Annotated in this window: 11 protein-coding genes; 8 read left to right on the plus strand and 3 right to left on the minus strand. The window is 65.3% G+C overall.

What is annotated here, in order from left to right:
• Positions 1 to 90: 90 nt before the first annotated feature.
• The 3 genes from IP83_RS09295 to IP83_RS09305 form a co-directional block, all read right to left on the minus strand.
• Positions 91 to 1323, minus strand: a complete 1233-nt coding sequence (locus tag IP83_RS09295) for an acetyl-CoA C-acetyltransferase (RefSeq protein WP_054121941.1) — start codon at positions 1321 to 1323, stop codon at positions 91 to 93.
• A complete protein-coding gene (locus IP83_RS09300; RefSeq protein WP_054121942.1) occupies positions 1320 to 2528 on the minus strand; it encodes a CoA transferase in 1209 nt (402 codons plus the stop codon). The genes IP83_RS09295 and IP83_RS09300 overlap by 4 nt, the downstream gene beginning before the upstream one ends.
• Before the next feature lie 282 nt (positions 2529 to 2810).
• On the minus strand, positions 2811 to 3284 hold the full coding sequence (locus IP83_RS09305; protein ID WP_054121943.1) for an Lrp/AsnC family transcriptional regulator: 474 nt from the start codon (positions 3282 to 3284) through the stop codon (positions 2811 to 2813).
• 135 nt (positions 3285 to 3419) lie between these two features.
• Between IP83_RS09305 and IP83_RS09310 the strand changes: the two genes are divergently transcribed.
• From IP83_RS09310 to IP83_RS09345, 8 genes are all read left to right on the plus strand, one after another.
• The gene (locus tag IP83_RS09310) at positions 3420 to 5762 is read left to right on the plus strand and encodes a transketolase (protein WP_054121951.1); all 2343 of its coding nucleotides are present in this window, start codon (positions 3420 to 3422) and stop codon (positions 5760 to 5762) included.
• Between the two features lie 229 nt (positions 5763 to 5991).
• A complete protein-coding gene (locus tag IP83_RS09315; RefSeq protein WP_231624983.1) occupies positions 5992 to 8439 on the plus strand; it encodes a TonB-dependent receptor in 2448 nt (815 codons plus the stop codon).
• 167 nt (positions 8440 to 8606) lie between these two features.
• Positions 8607 to 10016: a betaine-aldehyde dehydrogenase gene (betB, locus tag IP83_RS09320; RefSeq protein WP_054121945.1), complete on the plus strand. Its 1410-nt coding sequence runs from the start codon at positions 8607 to 8609 to the stop codon at positions 10014 to 10016.
• Positions 10003 to 11670 (plus strand): choline dehydrogenase, encoded by a 1668-nt coding sequence (betA, locus tag IP83_RS09325; RefSeq protein WP_054121946.1) that lies wholly within the window; start codon positions 10003 to 10005, stop codon positions 11668 to 11670. Before betB ends, betA begins: the two co-directional genes overlap by 14 nt.
• Positions 11667 to 13331, plus strand: coding sequence for an APC family permease (locus IP83_RS09330; protein WP_054121947.1), 1665 nt, complete (start codon positions 11667 to 11669; stop codon positions 13329 to 13331). Before betA ends, IP83_RS09330 begins: the two co-directional genes overlap by 4 nt.
• A 252-nt stretch (positions 13332 to 13583) precedes the next feature.
• Positions 13584 to 16091: an FAD-dependent oxidoreductase gene (locus IP83_RS09335; RefSeq protein WP_054121948.1), complete on the plus strand. Its 2508-nt coding sequence runs from the start codon at positions 13584 to 13586 to the stop codon at positions 16089 to 16091.
• Positions 16092 to 16096: 5 nt separating this feature from the next.
• Positions 16097 to 17338: an aromatic ring-hydroxylating dioxygenase subunit alpha gene (locus IP83_RS09340; protein WP_054121949.1), complete on the plus strand. Its 1242-nt coding sequence runs from the start codon at positions 16097 to 16099 to the stop codon at positions 17336 to 17338.
• 2 nt (positions 17339 to 17340) lie between these two features.
• The gene (locus IP83_RS09345) at positions 17341 to 18594 is read left to right on the plus strand and encodes a sarcosine oxidase subunit beta family protein (RefSeq protein ID WP_054121950.1); all 1254 of its coding nucleotides are present in this window, start codon (positions 17341 to 17343) and stop codon (positions 18592 to 18594) included.
• Positions 18595 to 18681: the final 87 nt, after the last annotated feature.

An 18681-nucleotide genomic window follows, 5' to 3' on the forward strand; every position in this document is an offset into this window, starting at 1 on the left:
CGAGCGAAGTCGAGACACCATGCGCGGTGCGTGGTGTCTCGACTTCGCTCGACACGAACGGAGGGGAGGGAAGGTCATTCGCAAGTTGGCTCAGCCCGCGCGCTCGAACACTGCTGCGATGCCCTGGCCGCCGCCGATGCACATCGTCTCGAGCCCATAGCGCGCATCGCGGCGCACCAGTTCGCGCGTCAGGTTGGCGAGGATGCGCCCGCCGGTTGCGCCGATGGGGTGGCCGAGCGAGATGCCCGAACCGTTGACGTTGAGCACATCGTGGCGGCTGTCGTCATTGCTCCAGCCCCAGCCCTTGAGCACGGCGAGGACCTGCGGCGCGAAGGCTTCGTTGAGTTCGACGAGATCGATGTCACTCCAGCCAAGGCCGGTACGCGCGAACAGGCGTTCGACGGCAGGCACGGGGCCAATGCCCATGCGCGCCGGGTCGCAGCCGGCCGCCGCCCACGAATGGAACCAGGCGATGGGTTCGAGGCCCAGTTCCTCGAGCTTGTGCTCGGCAACGACGAGGCACGCCGCCGCCGCATCGTTCTGCTGGCTGGCATTGCCGGCGGTGACAACCGCGCCGGGGATGGTCTTGGCTTCGAGCGCCTTCAAGGCGCCAAGCGACTCCATCGTGGCATCCGCGCGGTAGCCTTCGTCATGCGCGAAGATTTTCGGGTCGCCTTTGCGCTGGGGGATTTCGACGGGGACCAGTTCATCGTCGAACAAGCCGTTCTTCCATGCCGCAGCCGCGCGCTGGTGGCTGCGGACGGCATAGGCGTCGCAGGCCTCCCGGCTGATTTCGTAATCACGGGCGAGGTTTTCGGCAGTCTCGATCATGCCGGTGATGACACCGAACCGCTCGATCGGCTGCGACATCAGACGGCCGCGCGTGAGGCGGTCATGCAGCATCATGCCGCCCGCGCGCACGCCGCGGCGGCCTTCGGTGGTGTAGTATTCGACGTTGGACATGGATTCGACCCCGCCCGCGACGACGACGTCGGACTGGCCGGTCTGCACCATCATCGCGGCGTTGATCACCGCCTGCAGGCCCGAGCCGCAGCGGCGGTCGAGCTGGTAGCCGGGCACTTCGAGCGGCAGCCCGGCGGCAAGCCACGACCAGTGGCCGATGGCCGGGGCCTCGGCGTTGCCATAGCCCTGCGAGAACACGACGTCGTCGACACGCGCCGGGTCGATCTTCGTGCGCTCCATCAGCGCTTTCAGGATCACCGCGCCGAGCTGGCCGGCGTTGAGATCGGCCAGTGCGCCGCCGAACTTGCCGACAGCGGTGCGGATGGGGGCGCAAATCGCGGCACGAGTGAGCTTGGTCATGCGGGGGTTCCTGCGATGCCGACTTCAAGCAGCCGGTCTATGGCTTGGGGATCAAGGGCGAGGTGGCGGGCGAGGATATCACGTGTGTCGCCGCCGAGAACGGGGGCGGGGGCGGGGGGCAGGCGCTCCATCGCGGGAAAAGTCGCGAAGGCGCCAGCCGCCGGATAGGCAAAGCCGCTGGGGTTGTCCGTAGTGTGCTGGAATAGGGGGTTCTCGCCGACAAGGCGCGGGTCCTGCACCGCTTCGGGCATCGTCTTGTAGGGGCCATGGGTCACGCCGTTGGCATCGAGCTTTTCGGCCAGAGCGCTGTGTGACAGCGGAGCGATAGCCTGCTCGATCTGGGCATAGATCGCATCGCGGTGACGATAGCGCACACCGTCGTCGCCAGTGAACGAGATGCCGTGCTGCGCCTCCAGCGCGGCCAGCCCTGCCTGCAGGTCCAGCGCGCGGACGAGGCCCTGCCACTGGCGTTCGTTGATCGCGACGATCATGACGCGGACGCTGTCTGCGGTCACGAAATCGCGCCCGATGGTCCCGTAGACGCCGTTGCCAAGCCGCTCGCGGTCCTCGCCCGATTGCAGCACTTCGGCGACGCGGCCGAGATTGGCGGCGGAGCCCATGGCGATATCGGTAAGGGGCAGACGAACCTCACCGCCGTGGCCGGTTTCATCGCGGCGGCGCAGCGCCGAGACGAGCGCAAAGGCGCCGTAAGCGCCGGTGAGGAGATCCCAGGCGGGAAGCACGTGGTTGACCGGAGCGGGGTCGTTCAGCGGCCCGGTGAGCGCAGGGTAACCGACCGCGGCGTTGGCGGTGTAATCGAGCGCGATGGCGCCGTCCGGCCAGCCCATGACGCGCACGGTGATGAGGTCAGGGCGGCCGGCGGCGAGCTTTTCGTGCGCGAGGAAGCCGCCGACGGGGAGGTTGGTGACGAGGGTGCCAACGCTCCGGATGAGCCGGGTGAGCACATCGCGCCCCTCGCGGCTCGCGAGATCGAGCGCGACGCTCTTCTTGGCGCGGTTAAGGTTTTCCCAAGAGAGCGAGTGACCTTCCGGCGTCAGTGGCCAGCGCTTGAAATCCTGCCCACCGCCGATCTGGTCGACGCGGATCACTTCGGCGCCGAACTGGGCGAGATAGAGCCCGATGGTCGGCGAGGCGACGAACGAGGACACCTCGATCACCGTAATGCCGGAGAGCAGGTTGTACATGGATCGGCAGGCTTTCAGGCTATTTGGCAGGCGTTGGTTTGGTTCTGCCGCAACCGTGTAATCAATCGAGCGGTTAAGGAAAGGGGGGCGGGCGGGCAGCTGTCGATTTCGAGGGGTAATGTCTCGACTTCACCTGAAACGAACGGGGTGAATGCTGGTCAATATCTCCCATGTCCGCTCACCCTGAGCTTGTCGAAGGGTGCTGGCGCGGCGGTCGCGTATGATGCTTCGACAAGCTCAGCATGAGCGGTTCTGGATGTTTGGGGTCGGGACCCCCGCGGTTCAATCCGGCACCGGCAAGGCCGTCCGGTTCACAATCGGCCGTAGGGCAAAGCTGGTGGTGACTTGGGCCACGCCCGCGATCCGCGTCAGCCGCTTCCTGAGGAAATCCTCAAACGCGGCGAGCGACGGGACAAGCACGCGCAACTGGTAATCCGCCTCGCCCGTCATCAGGTAGCAGTCCATCACCTCGGGAAACTCGGCGACCGCACTCTCGAACGTCGCCAGGTGGTGGTCGTCCTGCTGATCGAGCCGGATGCGCACGAAGGCATTGACGGGGAGGCCGATCGTCTCGGGTTCGACCAGCGCGACGTAGCCTGAGATCACCCCGCGTTCCTCCAGCGCTCGGACGCGGCGCAGGCAGGGGCTCGGACTGAGGCCGACATCCTCACATAGCTGCTGATTGGTCAGGCGGCCGTTCTGCTGGAGGCGGCGCAGGATCTTGCGGTCGATCGCATCGAGAGCGGTATCTGGCATTATCTTTTACTCATGGCGCCCTGATTGGCAGAATATGCCAATAGTCTGCCTGTGTGGGGCAAACTTCGCAAGACGCTGCGCCGCGCCCTGCATTATATCTCCGGTTTCCTTGTCCAAAACGGATTCGAGCCCGCCATGACCGCCGTACTCGCCGACGACCGCACCGATCTGATCCCCGCGCTCGAAGCGCTCGATGCCCGGCTGCGCTGGCTTTCGGCGTGGACGGTGCACAATGCCAACAACATCCGCACCAAGCGCGACGGGATGAAAGTCGGCGGGCATCAGGCGAGTTGCGCCTCGATGACCACGATCATGGCCGCGCTCTATTTTCACGCGCTGCGCCCGCAGGACAAGGTGGCGGTGAAGCCGCACGCCGGGCCGTTGCTCCACGCGATCCACTACCTGCTGGGCAACCAGTCGCTCGACCAGCTGCAGCGCTTTCGCGGGCTGGGCGGCATGCAGAGCTACCCCTCGCGGACCAAGGACCAGATCCCGGTCGATTTTTCCACCGGCTCGGTCGGTCTCGGCGTAGCGATCACCGCCTTTGCCAGCCTCGTGCAGGACTACTGCATCGCGCAGGGGCACATGAGCGAGGCCGATGCGGGCCGGATGATCGCGCTGATGGGGGATGCCGAGCTCGACGAGGGCAATATCTACGAATGCCTGATCGAGGCCTACAAGCACGACATCCGCAATTGCTGGTGGGTGGTCGACTACAACCGCCAGTCGCTCGACGCCACGACCGCGGACCGCATGTTCCGCCGCTTCGACGATATCTTCGAGACCTGCGGATGGCGGGTCATCACACTCAAGAGCGGCAAGCTGCAGAAGGCGGTCTTCGCGCGGCCCGGCGGGCAGGCGCTGGAGGACTGGATCGACAACTGCCCCAATGCCGAGTTCGCGGCGCTGACTTATCAGGGCGGAGAGGCGTGGCGCGAGCGGCTGCTGAAGGATCTCGGTGACCAGAGCGCCACCCGGGCGCTGATCGAAAGCTTCGACGATGCCGCGCTGGCGCAGCTGATGACCAACCTCGGCGGGCATTGCGCCGAGACGCTGGTCGAGGCCTTTGCGCAGGCCAACGACGACAAGCCGACGCTGTTCATCGCCTACACCGTCAAGGGCTACGGCCTGCCTCTGCAGGGGCACAAGGACAACCACTCGGGCATGATGAACACCGCCCAGATCGAAGGTCTGCGGGCCAGCATGGGCATTGCCGAGGGTTCCGAGTGGGAACCGTGGGGCGGGCTCGGCGACAACGTCGCCGCTGAACTCAAGGCGTTTGTGCAGAAGAGCGCATTGGCTGCAAAGCCTGCCGAGCACAGCCCGCCCGCGATCCCGGTCCCTGCGCGCCTGCCGGTGCCGGAGGGTGAGGAGCAATCCACCCAGTCGGCCTTCGGGCGCATCCTGATGGACCTCGCGCGGCCCGGCGATGCGCTGGGCGACCGGATCGTGACGACCGCGCCGGACGTCACGCAGACCACCAACCTCGGCGGCTTCGTCAACCGGCGCGGGCTGTTCCGCCGGGGCGAGCTCAAGGACGTGTTCCAGGCGGCGCGCATTCCTTCGGCGCAGAAGTGGGTGGGCAACACGGCCGGGCAGCATGTCGAGCTGGGCATCGCCGAGACCAACTTCTTCCTCGTGCTGGCGGCGTTCGGCCTGTCGGCGCCGCACTTCGGCACGCGGCTGCTGCCAGTGGGGACAGTCTACGATCCCTTCATCGCGCGCGGGCTCGATGCCTTGAACTACGGCTGCTATCAGGATGCGCGCTTCCTGCTGGTGGGCACGCCCTCCGGGGTGACGCTGGGCGCCGAGGGCGGTGCGCACCAGTCGATCAACACGCCGCTGATCGGCATGGGCCAGCCCAACCTCGACTACTTCGAACCCGCTTTCGCCGACGAAGTCGCGCTGCTGATGCGCCATGCCTTCGAGCATATGCAGAAGCCGGACGGCGCATCGGTCTACCTCCGCCTCAGCACCCGCTCGATCCAGCAGGTGACGCGCGAGGATGACAGCTGGGAAGCCGATGCGCTGAAAGGGGCGTACTGGCTCAAGCGCCCGGATGTGGGGGCCGATGCTGCCATTGTATTCACCGGAGCCATCGCGCCGGAAGCGATTGCCGCGTGGGAAACGTTGCGTGAGGATCTGCCCGGGCTGGGCCTGCTCAACGTGACCTCGCCCGATCTGCTCCATAGGGGCTGGGCGGCGCGCCGTGCGGCGCGCTGGACCGGCAGGAAGCCGGAACCGAGCCACATCGATACGCTGCTCGGCACACTGGCGCCGGGGGCAGGGCTCGTCACGGTGATCGACGGTTCGCCCTCGGCGCTGTCATGGCTCGGTGCGGTGAAGGGCATGCGTGTGAGCCCGCTCGGGATCGAGCGCTTCGGCCAGACAGGGGACTTGCCAGACCTCTACCGCACCTACCGGCTCGATGCCGATGCGATCATCGATGCGGCCGCGGAGCTGTTTCTGGAGGGGTGATAGGCACAGAAACTGCCCTATTCCAACATCTAATGGATACTATTAGCAAACGAACAAGCGGTTTGGTTGGCATAAGTCCTTGAAATTCCTGTTGCAGCTCTGCACCGCGCGCCGGACTTCGGTTTGGCGCGTGGCAGCCGTGCTTGCGCGCCCTCCGGGCTTGAGGCACCTTTCGCGCATCTGGAGAAGCGGGAGGGACGCTGTCCTCCGGGGAGAAAGAACAATGACCATGAGCAACATGACCATCATCCGCCGCGCCATGCAGGCGGGCACGGGCTTTGCGGCACTTTCGCTCGGCCTGATCGCAGCACCCGCCCTTGCGCAGGACGCACAGGCCAGCGAAACCGCCGCAGCGCCTGCCGAGACCGGCGAGATCGTCGTCACCGCCCAGCGCCGCGAGCAGAAGGCCAACGATGTCGGCATCGCGGTCAGCGTCGTCGGCGCCAAGGACATCAAGGCGCTCAACATCGTCAACGCGACCGATGTCGTGCGCGCGATCCCGAACCTCAAGTTCAACGCCTACGGTTCGAGCCAGGTCGTCTACAACATCCGCGGCGTCTCGCAGAACGACTACGGCGACCAGCAGGAGCCGCCGGTCGCGGTCTATCAGGACGACAGCTATACCTCGTCGATCACCGCCGCGAGCTTCCCGGTGTTCGACCTTGCCCGCGTCGAAGCGCTGCGCGGTCCGCAGGGCACGCTGTTCGGCCGCAATGCCACGGGCGGCGCGGTGCAGTTCATCTCCGCGCAGCCGACCGAAGAGTTCGAAGGCTACGGCGCCATCACCTATGGCCGGTTCAACCAGGTGATCGCGGAAGGCGCGCTCTCGGGCGCCTTGTCCGACACGCTGACGGCGCGCGTTTCGGGCCAGTACACGCGCGATGACGGCTATATCAAGAACATCACTCCCGGCCAGCCGGACCGCGGCGCGGACAACCACTGGGCGCTGCGCGGTATCCTGCTGTGGAAGCCCAGCAGCGACTTCAAGGCCAAGCTGACGCTGCGCTACGCCAAGGCGGACCGCGAGCGGCAGGCTGGTATCTACTCGCTCGAGCCGACTTGTCCCAATGCGCAGTTCCAAGGCGAATTCCTCGGCCCCAACGAGTTCTGCTCGTACTGGGGCGTCACCGGCACGACCGGCAACGGCTATGCCAACCCGGCGATCACGCCGTCGCAGGGCGGCAATCCGTGGCGCACGGCGGGCACCGGCGATGCCTACGTCGACCGCGATGTGTTCGGCGCCTCGCTGCGGCTCGATGCCAAGATCGGCGCGTTCGACGTGACTTCGATCACCGACTACCAGCACCTCAAGAAGTTCTACATCGAACAGGGCGACAGTGTTCCGGAGTTCCCGTACGTGCCGCAAGGCCCGTTCCGCGATCCCGGTCCGTGCCCCGCGCCGGCACAGAGCGTGACCTGCTACACCTCGGGTACCGTGTTCTTCCAGCGCGCGAAGACCAATCAGGTCAGCCAGGAAATCCGCGCTGCCGCGACGTTCGGCAAGAACTACCTGACCGTCGGCGCCTTCGGGATGATCATCGATGGCAAGTTCAACGCGAAGTATGCGGTACCGTTCATCGGCTATGATCCCGATGTGGCGTTCAGCCAGCGGACGGAGAGCTTTGCGTTCTTCGCGCAGAACGAATTCAAGATCGACGACCAGTGGAAGCTCATCGGCGGCATCCGCTACTGGCAGGACAAGAAGCGCGGCATCTACAATGCCGTCGCGCCGACCGGGCCCTATGCGCTGTCGCTCTATTTCGGTCCGGATGACATCCGCTACAACGACACGACCGGCACGGTGACGCCGGGCTCGTGGAGCTACAGCAGCGGCGCGCCCTCGGGCGTGACGACGACCCCGGGCGCGGCGAACCCGACCTTCCGCGGCGTGACCGCGCGCGCGGAAATCGACTACAAGCCGACGCCGGACACGCTGATCTACGCCAGCTACAACCGCGGTTCGAAGTCGGGCGGGTTCACCTTCTCGACCGGCACGCCGTTCCCGACGCAGCTGATCGACGTGCTGAACAACATTCCCTACCGGCCGGAAACGCTCAACGCCTATGAAGTGGGCCTCAAGGCGAAGCTGCCGGGCAACACCCAGTTCAACCTCGCGGCGTTCTACTACGACTACAAGAACTACCAGGCCTTCGTGCAGGTCTTCGCGGCGCAGGTGGTTCGCAACCTGCCGGCCAGGATCAAGGGCATCGAGGCGGACATCACCAGCCGTCCGATCCCGGGCCTGACCTTGCAGCTTTCGGGCGCCCTGCAGGACAGCGAAGTGAAGGACGTGCTGCTGCCCGACGCGACGACCGTGAAGACCAGCAACCTGCCGCAGGCCCCCGGTTTCGCCGGCAATGCGCTGGTGCGGTATGAATTCGACACCGGCATCGGCCGCGCCTCGCTGCAGGCGGACGCGCTCTACACGGGCAAGTTCTGCTTCACCGTGCTCTGCGCGCCGGTGGAGCGCGAGCGGGCCTATGCGGTGGCGAACATGCGCGTGGGCCTCACTCCCAAGGGCACCAATCTCGATCTGGCGTTCTTCGTGAACAACCTGTTCGAGCGCCGGTACCGCGTCTACGCGTTCGATGCCTCGACCTACTGGGGCTATACCACGGGCGTCTATGCCAAGCCGCGCACCTGGGGTGTGAACGCGGTGTGGCACTTCGGGAAGTAAGAGGAAGCAGTACCCCTCCGACCCGCCTGCGGCGGGCCACCTCCCCATTTGCGTCTCCGACGAAAATGGGGAGGATCAAGAAGGTCCTCCCCATTTCTGCGAAGCACAAATGGGGAGGTGGCTCGCGCAGCGAGACGGAGGGGGCCTTCCTTCAATTTGGAACAGCGATGACCGACACCTTCCAGACCATCAATCCCGCCGCCGGCGAAGTCCTTGCGACCCTGCCCATCGCCGGCCAGGCCGAAGTCGACTTGGCAGTCGCCAAGGCGGCGGCGGCGCAGAAGGAATGGGCCAGGCGCACTGGCACCGAGCGCGGCCGCATCCTGCGCCGGGCGGCGGAAATCCTGCGTGAGCGCAATGATGAGCTGGCCGCCCTCGAGACGCGCGACACCGGCAAGCCGATCCAGGAAACGCTGGTCGTCGATGTGGTCTCGGGCATCGACTGCCTCGAGTTTTTCGCCGGTGTCGCCCCGACGATTGCGGGGGAGCATATCGATCTGGGGCCTTCGGCCTTCGGCTATACCCGGCGCGAGCCGCTGGGGGTCTGCGCAGGGATCGGCGCGTGGAACTATCCGATCCAGATCGCCTGCTGGAAATCCGCCCCCGCGCTCGCCTGCGGCAATGCGGTGATCTTCAAGCCGTCCGAACTGACCCCGCTGACCGCGATCGAGGTCGAGAAGATCTACCTTGAAGCGGGCCTTCCGGAGGGCCTGTTCCAGGTGCTCCATGGTTTCGGTGCGACGGGCGCGATGCTGACCGAGCATCCCGGCATTGCCAAGATCTCGCTCACCGGCAGCGTGCCGACGGGCAAGAAGATCATGGCGGGCGCAGCCTCGACGCTCAAGAACGTCACGCTGGAACTGGGCGGCAAATCACCGCTGATCATCTTCGCCGATGCGGATATCGAAAACGCGGTTTCGGGGGCGCATCTCGCCAATTTCTACTCGGCGGGCGAGGTCTGCTCGAACGGCACGCGCGTGTTCGTCGAGCGCAGCATCCTTCCCGAGTTCCTCGCCAGCCTGAAGGCGCGCACCGAGCGGATCAAGCTGGGCGATCCGATCGACCCGGCCACGCAGATGGGCTCGCTGATTTCCGAAGCGCACATGCAGAAGGTGCTGGGCTATATCGAGAAGGGCAAGGCCGAAGGCGCCGAAGTGCTGACCGGTGGCCACCGCGTGACCGAAGGCGTGCCCGCCGCCGGTTTTTATGTGGCGCCAACGGTGTTTACCGCATGCACCGACGACATGACCGTGGTGCGGGAGGAAATCTTCGGTCCGGTCATGACGGTGCTGCCGTTCGACAGCGAAGAGGAAGTGATCGCGCGGGCCAACGACACCGAGTTCGGTCTGGCGGCGGGCGTGTTCACCAAGGACCTGACCCGCGCGCACCGCGTGATCGCGGCGCTCGATGCGGGTTCGTGCTGGATCAACACCTTCAATATCTGCCCGGTCGAAATGCCGTTCGGCGGCTTCAAGCAGTCCGGCATCGGCTTCGAGAACAGCCGCGAGGCGATCCACCACTTCACGCGCCTGAAGGGCGTCTACGTCGCGATGGAGCCGATCGATGCCCCTTACTGAGGGTGAGTGGGACTATGTGATCGTCGGCGCGGGCTCAGCCGGCTGCGTTCTGGCGGACCGCCTTTCGGCGGATGGCAAGCACAAGGTGCTGGTGCTCGAATTCGGCGGGTCGGACCAGTCGATCTACATCCAGATGCCGAGCGCGCTCGCGATCCCGATGAACACCTCTCGGTGGAACTGGCAGTATGAAAGCGAGCCCGAACCGGGCCTCGATGGCCGCGTGCTGCACACCCCGCGCGGGAAGGGGCTGGGCGGGTCATCCTCGATCAACGGGCTTGTCTACATTCGCGGCAATCCGCTCGATTTCGAGCGCTGGGAAGAGGAAGGCGCGCGGGGCTGGAACTACGCTTCGGTGCTCCCCTACTTCAAGCGGGCCGAGCGGCGCGACGAGGGCGGCAACGAATATCGCGGCGGCGATGGCCCGCTCGATACGCGCTATGGCACCTTGCAGAACCCGCTCAATCAGGCGTGGCTCGATGCGGCGCAGCAGGCGGGTTACAGCCTGACCGACGACGTCAACGGCTTCCGGCAGGAGGGCTTCGGCCGGATGGACATGACCGTCCGCGATGGCGAGCGCTGTTCGGCTGCCAAGGCCTATCTGCGCCCGGCGATGCGGCGGCCCAACCTCACTGTGCTGCAGCATACGCTGGCGACGCGGGTGGTGATGGAAGGCAAGCGCGCGGTCGGCGTTGAGATCGAGCGCTATGGCAAGCGCTCGATCGTCAAGGCGAGCCGCGAGGTCATCCTCGCCGGCGGGCCGATCAATTCGCCGCAGCTGCTAAAGCTTTCCGGCATCGGCCCGGCAGAGGAACTGGCGCGGCATGGGATCAAGGTCGTGGCAGATCGTGCCGGCGTCGGCGCCAACCTGCAGGACCATCTCGAATTCTATTTCCAGATGGCCTGCACGCAGCCGGTCACGCTCTACAGGTATGCCAACCTGCTGGGCAAAGGCTATGTCGGTGCGCGCTGGCTGTTCCTGAAATCGGGGCTGGGGGCGACCAACCATTTCGAGACCTGCGGGTTCATCCGCAGCAAGGCGGGCATCCGCTATCCCGATATCCAGTATCACTTCTTCCCGATGGCGGTCAGCTACGACGGCAATTCGCTGGCGAGCGAGCATGGGTTTCAGGCCCACGTCGGCCCGATGCGCTCGAAGAGCCGGGGCTCGGTGACGCTGCGCAGCGCCGATCCCGCCGACAAGCCGGTGATCCGCTTCAACTACCTCAGCCACCCCGACGACATCGAGGAAATGCGCGCCTGCGTGCGGCTGACGCGCGAGATATTCCAGCAGCCGGCCTTCGCGCCGTGGCGGGGGCGCGAGATCCAGCCAGGCGCGGATGTGACCAGCGACGAGGCGATCGACGCTTTTATCCGCCAGAAGGTCGAGAGCGCCTATCACCCCTCGTGCACCTGCAAGATGGGCGCGTTGGATGATCCCTTTGCGGTGGTCGATCCCGAACTGCGCGTGATCGGCGTGGAAGGCCTGCGCGTGGTGGACAGTTCGGTCATGCCCTCGGTGACGACGGGCAACCTCAACGCGCCGACGATCATGATCGGCGAGAAGGGCGCCGACCACATCCTTGGCAAGGACCTGCTCGCACCGTCCAACGCGCCCTATTTTGTCGCCCCGAACTGGGAGACCTCCCAGCGATGAGCGGAGCCGCCGTAGCCGACGTTACCGGAAGCGAGGGGGCCGGACTGGAAGAGAACGGCGAGCTGCTGCGTTCGCTCGACTGGAAGGGTGCCTTCTGGGCTTCGTCCGGCGTGCCCGCGGGCGTGCTTCTGACCATCGGCGGCGTTGCCACGATGATCGGCCAGCCCAGCTGGGTGATCTTCATCGCCTCGATCATGATGGGGTTCCTGCAGAGCTTCGTCTATGCCGAGATTGCCGGGCTCTATCCGCACAAGTCCGGCGGGGCCTCGGTCTATGGTGCGGCGGCGTGGCTTCCTTATTCCAAGTTTGTCGCACCGATCTCGGTGTGGTGCAACTGGCTGGCATGGTCGCCGGTGCTGACGCTCGGCACAAGCCTCGCGGCGGGCTACATCATGGCGAGCCTGTTCGCGCCCGATAGCGCGATCAACACCTGGCACATCACGCTGCTCGATCTGGGCTTTATCCGCGACAAGCTGACGCTGCGGATCAACGCGGTCTCGATTATCGGGATGGCGTTTCTGCTGCTGACCTTCGCCCTTCAGCATGGCGGAGCGGCAAAGGCGGCGAATGCGCAGAAGATCCTTGGCATTGCCTGCCTTTCGCCGCTGATCCTCGTAGGGTTCGTGCCGCTGATTACCGGCGACCTGCCGACGCAGAACCTGTTTCCGATCCTGCCGCTGGTCCGCGATGCGGCGGGGCATGCGCATTTCGGCACGTGGGACGGTTATGGCCTGACCTTGATGGCGGCCGCGATGTTCGGCGCGGGCTGGTCGACCTACGGGTTCGAGACGGCGGTCTGCTACACGCGCGAGTTCAAGGACCCAGCCAAGGACACGCCGCGTGCGCTGATTGCCTCGGGCATCCTGTGTATCGTGATCTTCGCGCTGGTGCCGTTGGCGTTTCAGGCTTCGCTGGGGCTGGAGGCGATGATGGACCCGCGCATCGGCGATGGTTCGGGCGTGGCGCTCGCGCTGGCCACGATCGTGACCAAAGGTCTGGGCGTCACGGCAGGCGGTGCGGTGGTCGTCGCCAACCTCTTTATCGCGATGCTGATCCTCTCCCTGCTGCTGATCGTGATGACCTCGATGATGGGCTCCTCGCGCACGCTCTATCAGGCGGCGGTCGATGGCTGGCTGCCCAAGTACCTCGGCAAGGTGAACAGCCACGGCGCGCCGACGGCGGCGATGTGGACCGACCTCGGCTTCAACCTGATCCTGCTGCTTGCCTCGGACTACTTCGCGGTGCTGATGATCTCGAACGTCTGCTACATGGCGTTCAATTTCCTCAACCTGCAATCGGGCTGGATCCACCGCATGGACCGCCCGAACTGGGAGCGGCCGTTCCGCTGCCCGACCTGGTTGCTGGGCCTCGGCGCGGTGCTGGGCTTCGTCAACATGGCCTTCATGGGGGCGGGTGCGGATGTCTATGGTGCGGGGACGCTGCGCAATGGCCTGATCGGGGTGCTGCTGATCCTGCCGGTGTTTGCGTTTCGTCATTATGTGCAGGACAAGGGCGTGTTTCCGGCGGCACTGTCCGAGGATTTTGCCGAGAGCCCGGCGGTGAAGCGGGCGGGGGTGCTGCCGTGGGTGGCGCTTGCTGGGGCGGCGCTGGTGGTGTTCGCGGCGCATAGCCTCGCGAAGCTGCCGGTGCCGGTGGGGTAGAAGAACCCCTCCGTCTCGCTTCGCGAGCCACCTCCCAATTTGTCCCTTCGGGAAAAATGGAGAGGAAAAATTGTCCTCCCCATTTTTGCGAAGCACAAATGGGGAGGTGGCCTGCCGCAGGCAGGTCGGAGGGGTCCTTTTGCCTAATATGCAGCATTAGTCTTCGCGATAGCCGCAATGAGCGGTTCAGCCGCGCGCGCTTGGCTGGCATACCGGATTCCTGATATAAGAAACGCGAAAGCCGAGGGCGAAATGAAGACGACAGCGCGGGTAGTGGTGATCGGCGGCGGCGTGGTGGGCGTGAGCACGCTCTATCACCTCGCCAAGCTGGGCTGGAGCGATTGTGTCCTCATCGAGCGCAAGGAGCTGACCTCGGGCTCCACTTGGCATGCCGCGGGCCTGCTGCCGCTGTTCAACCTCTCGTACTCGGTGGGCAAGCTGCACCAGTACTCGGTCGATCTCTATCCCTCGCTGGAGGCCGAGACCGAGCTCAACGTCGGCTTTTCGAACGTCTCCAACATCCGCCTCGCCACCACGCGCGACCGCATGGACGAGTACAAGTACTATGCCGGCGTCGCCAGGACGATCGGGGTCGAGGTCAATTTCCTGACGCCCGACGAAGTCAAGGCGATCTGGCCGCTCGCCGAGATGCAGAACGTGATCGGCGCGATCCAGCACCCGGCGGACGGCTACATCCAGCCCGCCGATCTCACGCAGGCGCTGGCCAAGGGTGCCCGCCAGCGCGGCGCGACGATCTATCGCAACACGACCGTGACCGGCATCACCCAGAAGGCCAACGGCGAATGGGTGGTGACGACCGACCAGGGCGAAGTTACCTGCGAGCATGTCGTTTCCGCCACCGGCAGCTTTGCCCGCCAGACGGGGGCGATGGTCGGGCTCGACATCCCGGTCGTCCCGGTCGAGCACCAGTACATCGTGACCGAGCAGCACCCGGCGATCATGGAGCGCCGCAAGCAGGGCCTCCCCGAAATGGGCGTGCTGCGCGAGTCCGACGCCAGCTGGTACATGCGCGAGGAAGCCGGCGGCCTGCTGCTCGGGCCTTACGAAATCGGCGCGCCCGCGTGCTATGTGAAGGGCCCGGCGGCCAACAGCGAATACGAGCTGTTCCCCGACGCGCTGGAGCGTCTGGAACCCTACATTCTTTCCGCTATCGAGCGTGTTCCGGCGTTCGGCGAAGTCGGCGTGAAGAAAGTCTACAACGGCGCGATCGCCTATACGCCTGACGGTTCCCCCATCGTCGGCCCGGCGTGGGACAAGAAGAACTTCTGGCTCAACGAAGGCCATTCGTTCGGCATCACCGCTGCGGGCGGAGCGGGCTGGCAGCTGGCGCAGTGGATCGTGGAAGGCGAGCCAAGCATCGACATGATGGGCGTCGATCCGCGCCGCTTCGGCGACTATGCGGGCGAGGGCTACCTCATCGAGAAGAACGAGGAAGCTTACGCCAAGGTCTTCACCGTGCACTACCCGGACGAGGAGCGGGAGGCTGCGCGCCCGCTGCGCCGCACGCCGTGCTATGACCGGATGAAGGCGCTGGGCGCGGTGTTCGGCTCGGTTTTTGGCTGGGAGCGTCCGAACTGGTTTGCGCCCGAAGGTTATGAGCTGACCGACGCCGATCTCGACCGGCCGGATGTGATCCTCAACCACAACCACCCCGATGTGCCTGGCGAGCCGATCCGCGAGAAGTGGTCGTTCCGCCGCTCGAACTACTTCGAGCATGTCGGCAACGAATGCCGCCACGTGACGAGCCACGTCGGCATTCAGGACATGTCGGCGTTTGCGAAGTGCATGATCTCCGGCCCCGGCGCGGAAGACTGGCTCAATGGCCTGCTTTCCAACGTGGTGCCCAAGAAGACCGGCCGCGTGACGCTCTCGTACCTGCTGACCGACAGCGGCGGCGTGCGCGCCGAGTTCACCGTCTACAAGAAGGGCCCGCAGCAGTATTATCTCGTGTCGGCGGGTGCGCTCGAGCGGCACGATCAGGACTATCTGCTGAAGGCGCTCCCGACCGACGGTTCGGTGCGCTTCGAGCGGCTGACGACGGCGATGGGCGTGCTGGTGGTCGCGGGTCCGAAGTCGCGCGAGACGCTGCAGAAGCTGACCCATGCCGATCTTTCGAACGAGGCGTTCCCGTGGCTCACCGGCCAGTCGGTTTCGCTCGGCAGCGCCAAGGTCGATCTGCTGCGGGTGAACTTCATCGGCGAGCTGGGCTTTGAAATCCATCACCCGATCGAGATGCAGAACTACATCTTCGATCGTGTCATGGCAGCGGGTGCGGAGTTCCAGATCAAGCCCTTCGGCATCCGCGCGATGACCGCGATGGCGATCGAGAAGAGCTACAAGCTGATCCCGCGCGAGCTTTCGATCGAATACGCCGCGCTGGAGAGCGGGCTCGAGCGCTTCGTCAGCTTCAAGAAGCCGGCGTTCAAGGGCCGCGAGGGGCTGCTGGCGCGCAAGGAAGCGGGCCTCAAGTGGCAGTTCGTGACGCTCGAAGTGCTGGACGTGACCGATGCCGACGCGCGCGGCTCGGAAGCGATCTTCCGCGATGGCGCGCTGGTGGGCCGCGCGACCTCGGGCGGCTATGGCTGGCGAACGGCCAAGAGCCTCGCGCTCGCGATGGTCGCGCCAGAGCACGCGGTCGTCGGCACCGAGCTGGAAATCGTGATCCTGGGTGAACCACACCGGGCGGTCGTGATCCCGGACTCGCCCTTCGACCCGGACAACAACGCATTGCGGAGCTGACGCACATGATGCACTTTGACGCGATCGCCGAAAGCCTGAAGCAGGACAAGCCGGGCTTCACCCTCCCGCAGAAGCTTTACGTGAGCGAGGAGGCCTACCGGTTCGATACCGAGGTCATGCTCAAGCAGGTGTGGCTCTATGCCTGCACCGTCGCGCACGTGAAGAACCCGGGTGATCAGTTCCTGTTCGAGCTGGGCGAAACGTCGGTGATCGTGGTGCGCGACAAGCAGGGCGAGATCCGCGCCTTCCACAACACCTGCACGCATCGCGGCGCCAAGCTGTGCGAGAGCGCGGGCAAGTCTGCGCGTATCACCTGCCCCTATCACCAGTGGACCTTTGCGCTCGATGGCAAGCTGCTGGCGGCGCGCAACATGCCCGAGGACTTCAACAAGGCGGAAAACGGCCTGCGCCCCGTTGCGCTCGAAAACATCGGCGGTCTGATCTTCCTGTGCCTGTCGGACAATCCTCCGCCGATCGACCGCGTGAAAGCCGATATCGAAGAGCAGATCGCGATCTTCGACATGACCAAGCTCAAGGTGGCGGTGCAGGACGACCTGATCGAGCCCGCCAACTGGAAGCTCGTGATGGAGAACAACCGCGAGTGCTATCACTGCGACGCGGGCCATCCCGAACTGATGAAGTCGCTGTCGACCTATGGCTTCGGCAAGGGCCTGCCCGAAGATGGTGAGGCCGATGTGGTCGATGACGCCGCGTTCGATGCCATGCTCGAAGCGCAGCGCCAGCGCTGGAAGGATCTCGGGATCTACTATGATCTGATCGAGTTTCCGGAGGGCTGGTGGCACCGCGTTGCGCGCCTGCCGCTGGCGAACGGCGCCGTCTCACAGACGCTCGACGGCAAGCCTGCCTCGAAGAAGCTGATCTGGCCGCACGGCGCGTCGGAGCAGACGAGCCTTTCGGTCTGGACCCAGCCCAATTCCTGGCACCACTTCTGCTGCGATCACGTGGTGACGTTCTCGCTCACGCCGCTGGGCCCGGACAAGACGCTGCTGCGCACGACCTGGCTCGTGCACGAAGATGCAGTTGAAGGCGTCGACTATGACCCCGAAAACCTCGCTGCCGTGTGGCGCGCGACCAACGCGCAGGACAGCCACTTCTCGGCAATCAACCACGCCGGGATCAAGGGCGATGGCTATCGCCCGGGGATGTATTCCGTCGAGGAGAAGCTGGTGGACGCGTTCAAGGCCTTCTATGTCGAGCGCAGCCGCGCTGCCCTGGGGATCGATTGACGATGAAGCGGTTTTCCGGTTTCAACCTGATCGGCGAGGCGTTTCGCGGCCATCAGGGCTGGCCCGAGCACTGGCCCGACAAGGCCCCGAAGGCGAGCTACGATGCGATCATCGTCGGCGCGGGCGGGCACGGCCTCGGCGCGGCCTACTACCTCGCCAAGAAGTACGGCATCACCAACGTTGCGGTGATCGAGAAGGGCTGGCTGGGCGGCGGGAACACCGGGCGCAACACCACGATCATCCGCTCGAACTACCTCTATGACGAGAGCGCGCATCTCTACGACCACGCGGTGAAGCTGTGGGACGGGCTCAGCCAGGAGCTCAACTACAACATCATGTATTCGAAGCGCGGCGTGCTGATGCTCGCGCACAACGTGCATGATGTGCAGAGCTTCAAGCGGCACATCCACGCCAACCGGCTGAACGGCGTCGACAACGAATGGCTGACGGCGGAAGAGTGCAAGGCCTATTGCCCGCCGCTCGATATCTCGCCGCGCACACGCCATCCGGTGCTGGGCGGCGCGCTGCAGCGGCGCGGCGGCACGGCACGGCATGACAGCGTGGCCTGGGGCTATGCGCGCGCGGCCTCGGCGCTGGGCGTGGACATCATCCAGAACTGCGCGGTGACGGGCATCCGGCGCGGCGCGGACGGGGCGGTGGAAGGCGTCGAGACCGAGCGCGGCTATATCGCCAGCCGCCGGATCGGCGTTTCGGCGGCGGGCAGCACCTCGCTCGTGATGAAGATGGCCGGGCTCGATTTCCCGCTGGAGAGCTATCCGCTGCAGGCGCTGGTGTCCGAGCCGGTGAAGCCGATCTTCCCCTGCGTGGTCATGTCGAACACGGTCCATGCCTACATGAGCCAGTCCGACAAGGGCGAGCTGGTGATCGGTGCGGGCACGGACCAGTACACCAGCTATTCGCAGCGCGGCGCGTTCCACATCGTCGAGCACACGCTGGCGGCGATCTGCGAGATCTTCCCGATCTTCACGCGCATGCGGATGCTGCGCACGTGGGGCGGCATCGTCGACGTGACGCCGGACCGCTCGCCGATCCTTGGCAAGACGCCGGTCAAGGGGCTCTACGTCAACTGCGGTTGGGGCACCGGCGGCTTCAAGGCGACGCCGGGGGCGGGGGACCTGCTTGCCTATACAATCGCGCACGACGAGCCGCACAAGATCAACGCGCCCTACAATCTCGACCGGTTCCGCAATGGCCGGCTGATCGACGAGGCGGCTGCGGCCGCCGTCGCGCACTGAGTCCTAGTTGATGCAATTCTCATCCCCCAGCCGTTCGTGTCGAGCGAAGTCGAGACACCATACCCAGCGCTTTGTGTCTCGACTTCG

This window comes from Novosphingobium sp. AAP93, assembly GCF_001296055.1.
Taxonomy (GTDB): Bacteria; Pseudomonadota; Alphaproteobacteria; order Sphingomonadales; family Sphingomonadaceae; genus Novosphingobium.

Coding starts and splice junctions, on each gene's coding strand:
- IP83_RS09340 (WP_054121949.1), top strand. CDS start 16,097: ATGATGCACTTTGACGCGATCGCCGAAAGCCTGAAGCAGGACAAGCCG.
- IP83_RS09335 (WP_054121948.1), top strand. CDS start 13,584: ATGAAGACGACAGCGCGGGTAGTGGTGATCGGCGGCGGCGTGGTGGGC.
- IP83_RS09345 (WP_054121950.1), top strand. CDS start 17,341: ATGAAGCGGTTTTCCGGTTTCAACCTGATCGGCGAGGCGTTTCGCGGC.
- betB (WP_054121945.1), top strand. CDS start 8,607: ATGACCGACACCTTCCAGACCATCAATCCCGCCGCCGGCGAAGTCCTT.
- IP83_RS09330 (WP_054121947.1), top strand. CDS start 11,667: ATGAGCGGAGCCGCCGTAGCCGACGTTACCGGAAGCGAGGGGGCCGGA.
- IP83_RS09300 (WP_054121942.1), bottom strand. CDS start 2,528: ATGTACAACCTGCTCTCCGGCATTACGGTGATCGAGGTGTCCTCGTTC.
- IP83_RS09295 (WP_054121941.1), bottom strand. CDS start 1,323: ATGACCAAGCTCACTCGTGCCGCGATTTGCGCCCCCATCCGCACCGCT.
- IP83_RS09305 (WP_054121943.1), bottom strand. CDS start 3,284: ATGCCAGATACCGCTCTCGATGCGATCGACCGCAAGATCCTGCGCCGC.
- IP83_RS09315 (WP_231624983.1), top strand. CDS start 5,992: ATGAGCAACATGACCATCATCCGCCGCGCCATGCAGGCGGGCACGGGC.
- betA (WP_054121946.1), top strand. CDS start 10,003: ATGCCCCTTACTGAGGGTGAGTGGGACTATGTGATCGTCGGCGCGGGC.
- IP83_RS09310 (WP_054121951.1), top strand. CDS start 3,420: ATGACCGCCGTACTCGCCGACGACCGCACCGATCTGATCCCCGCGCTC.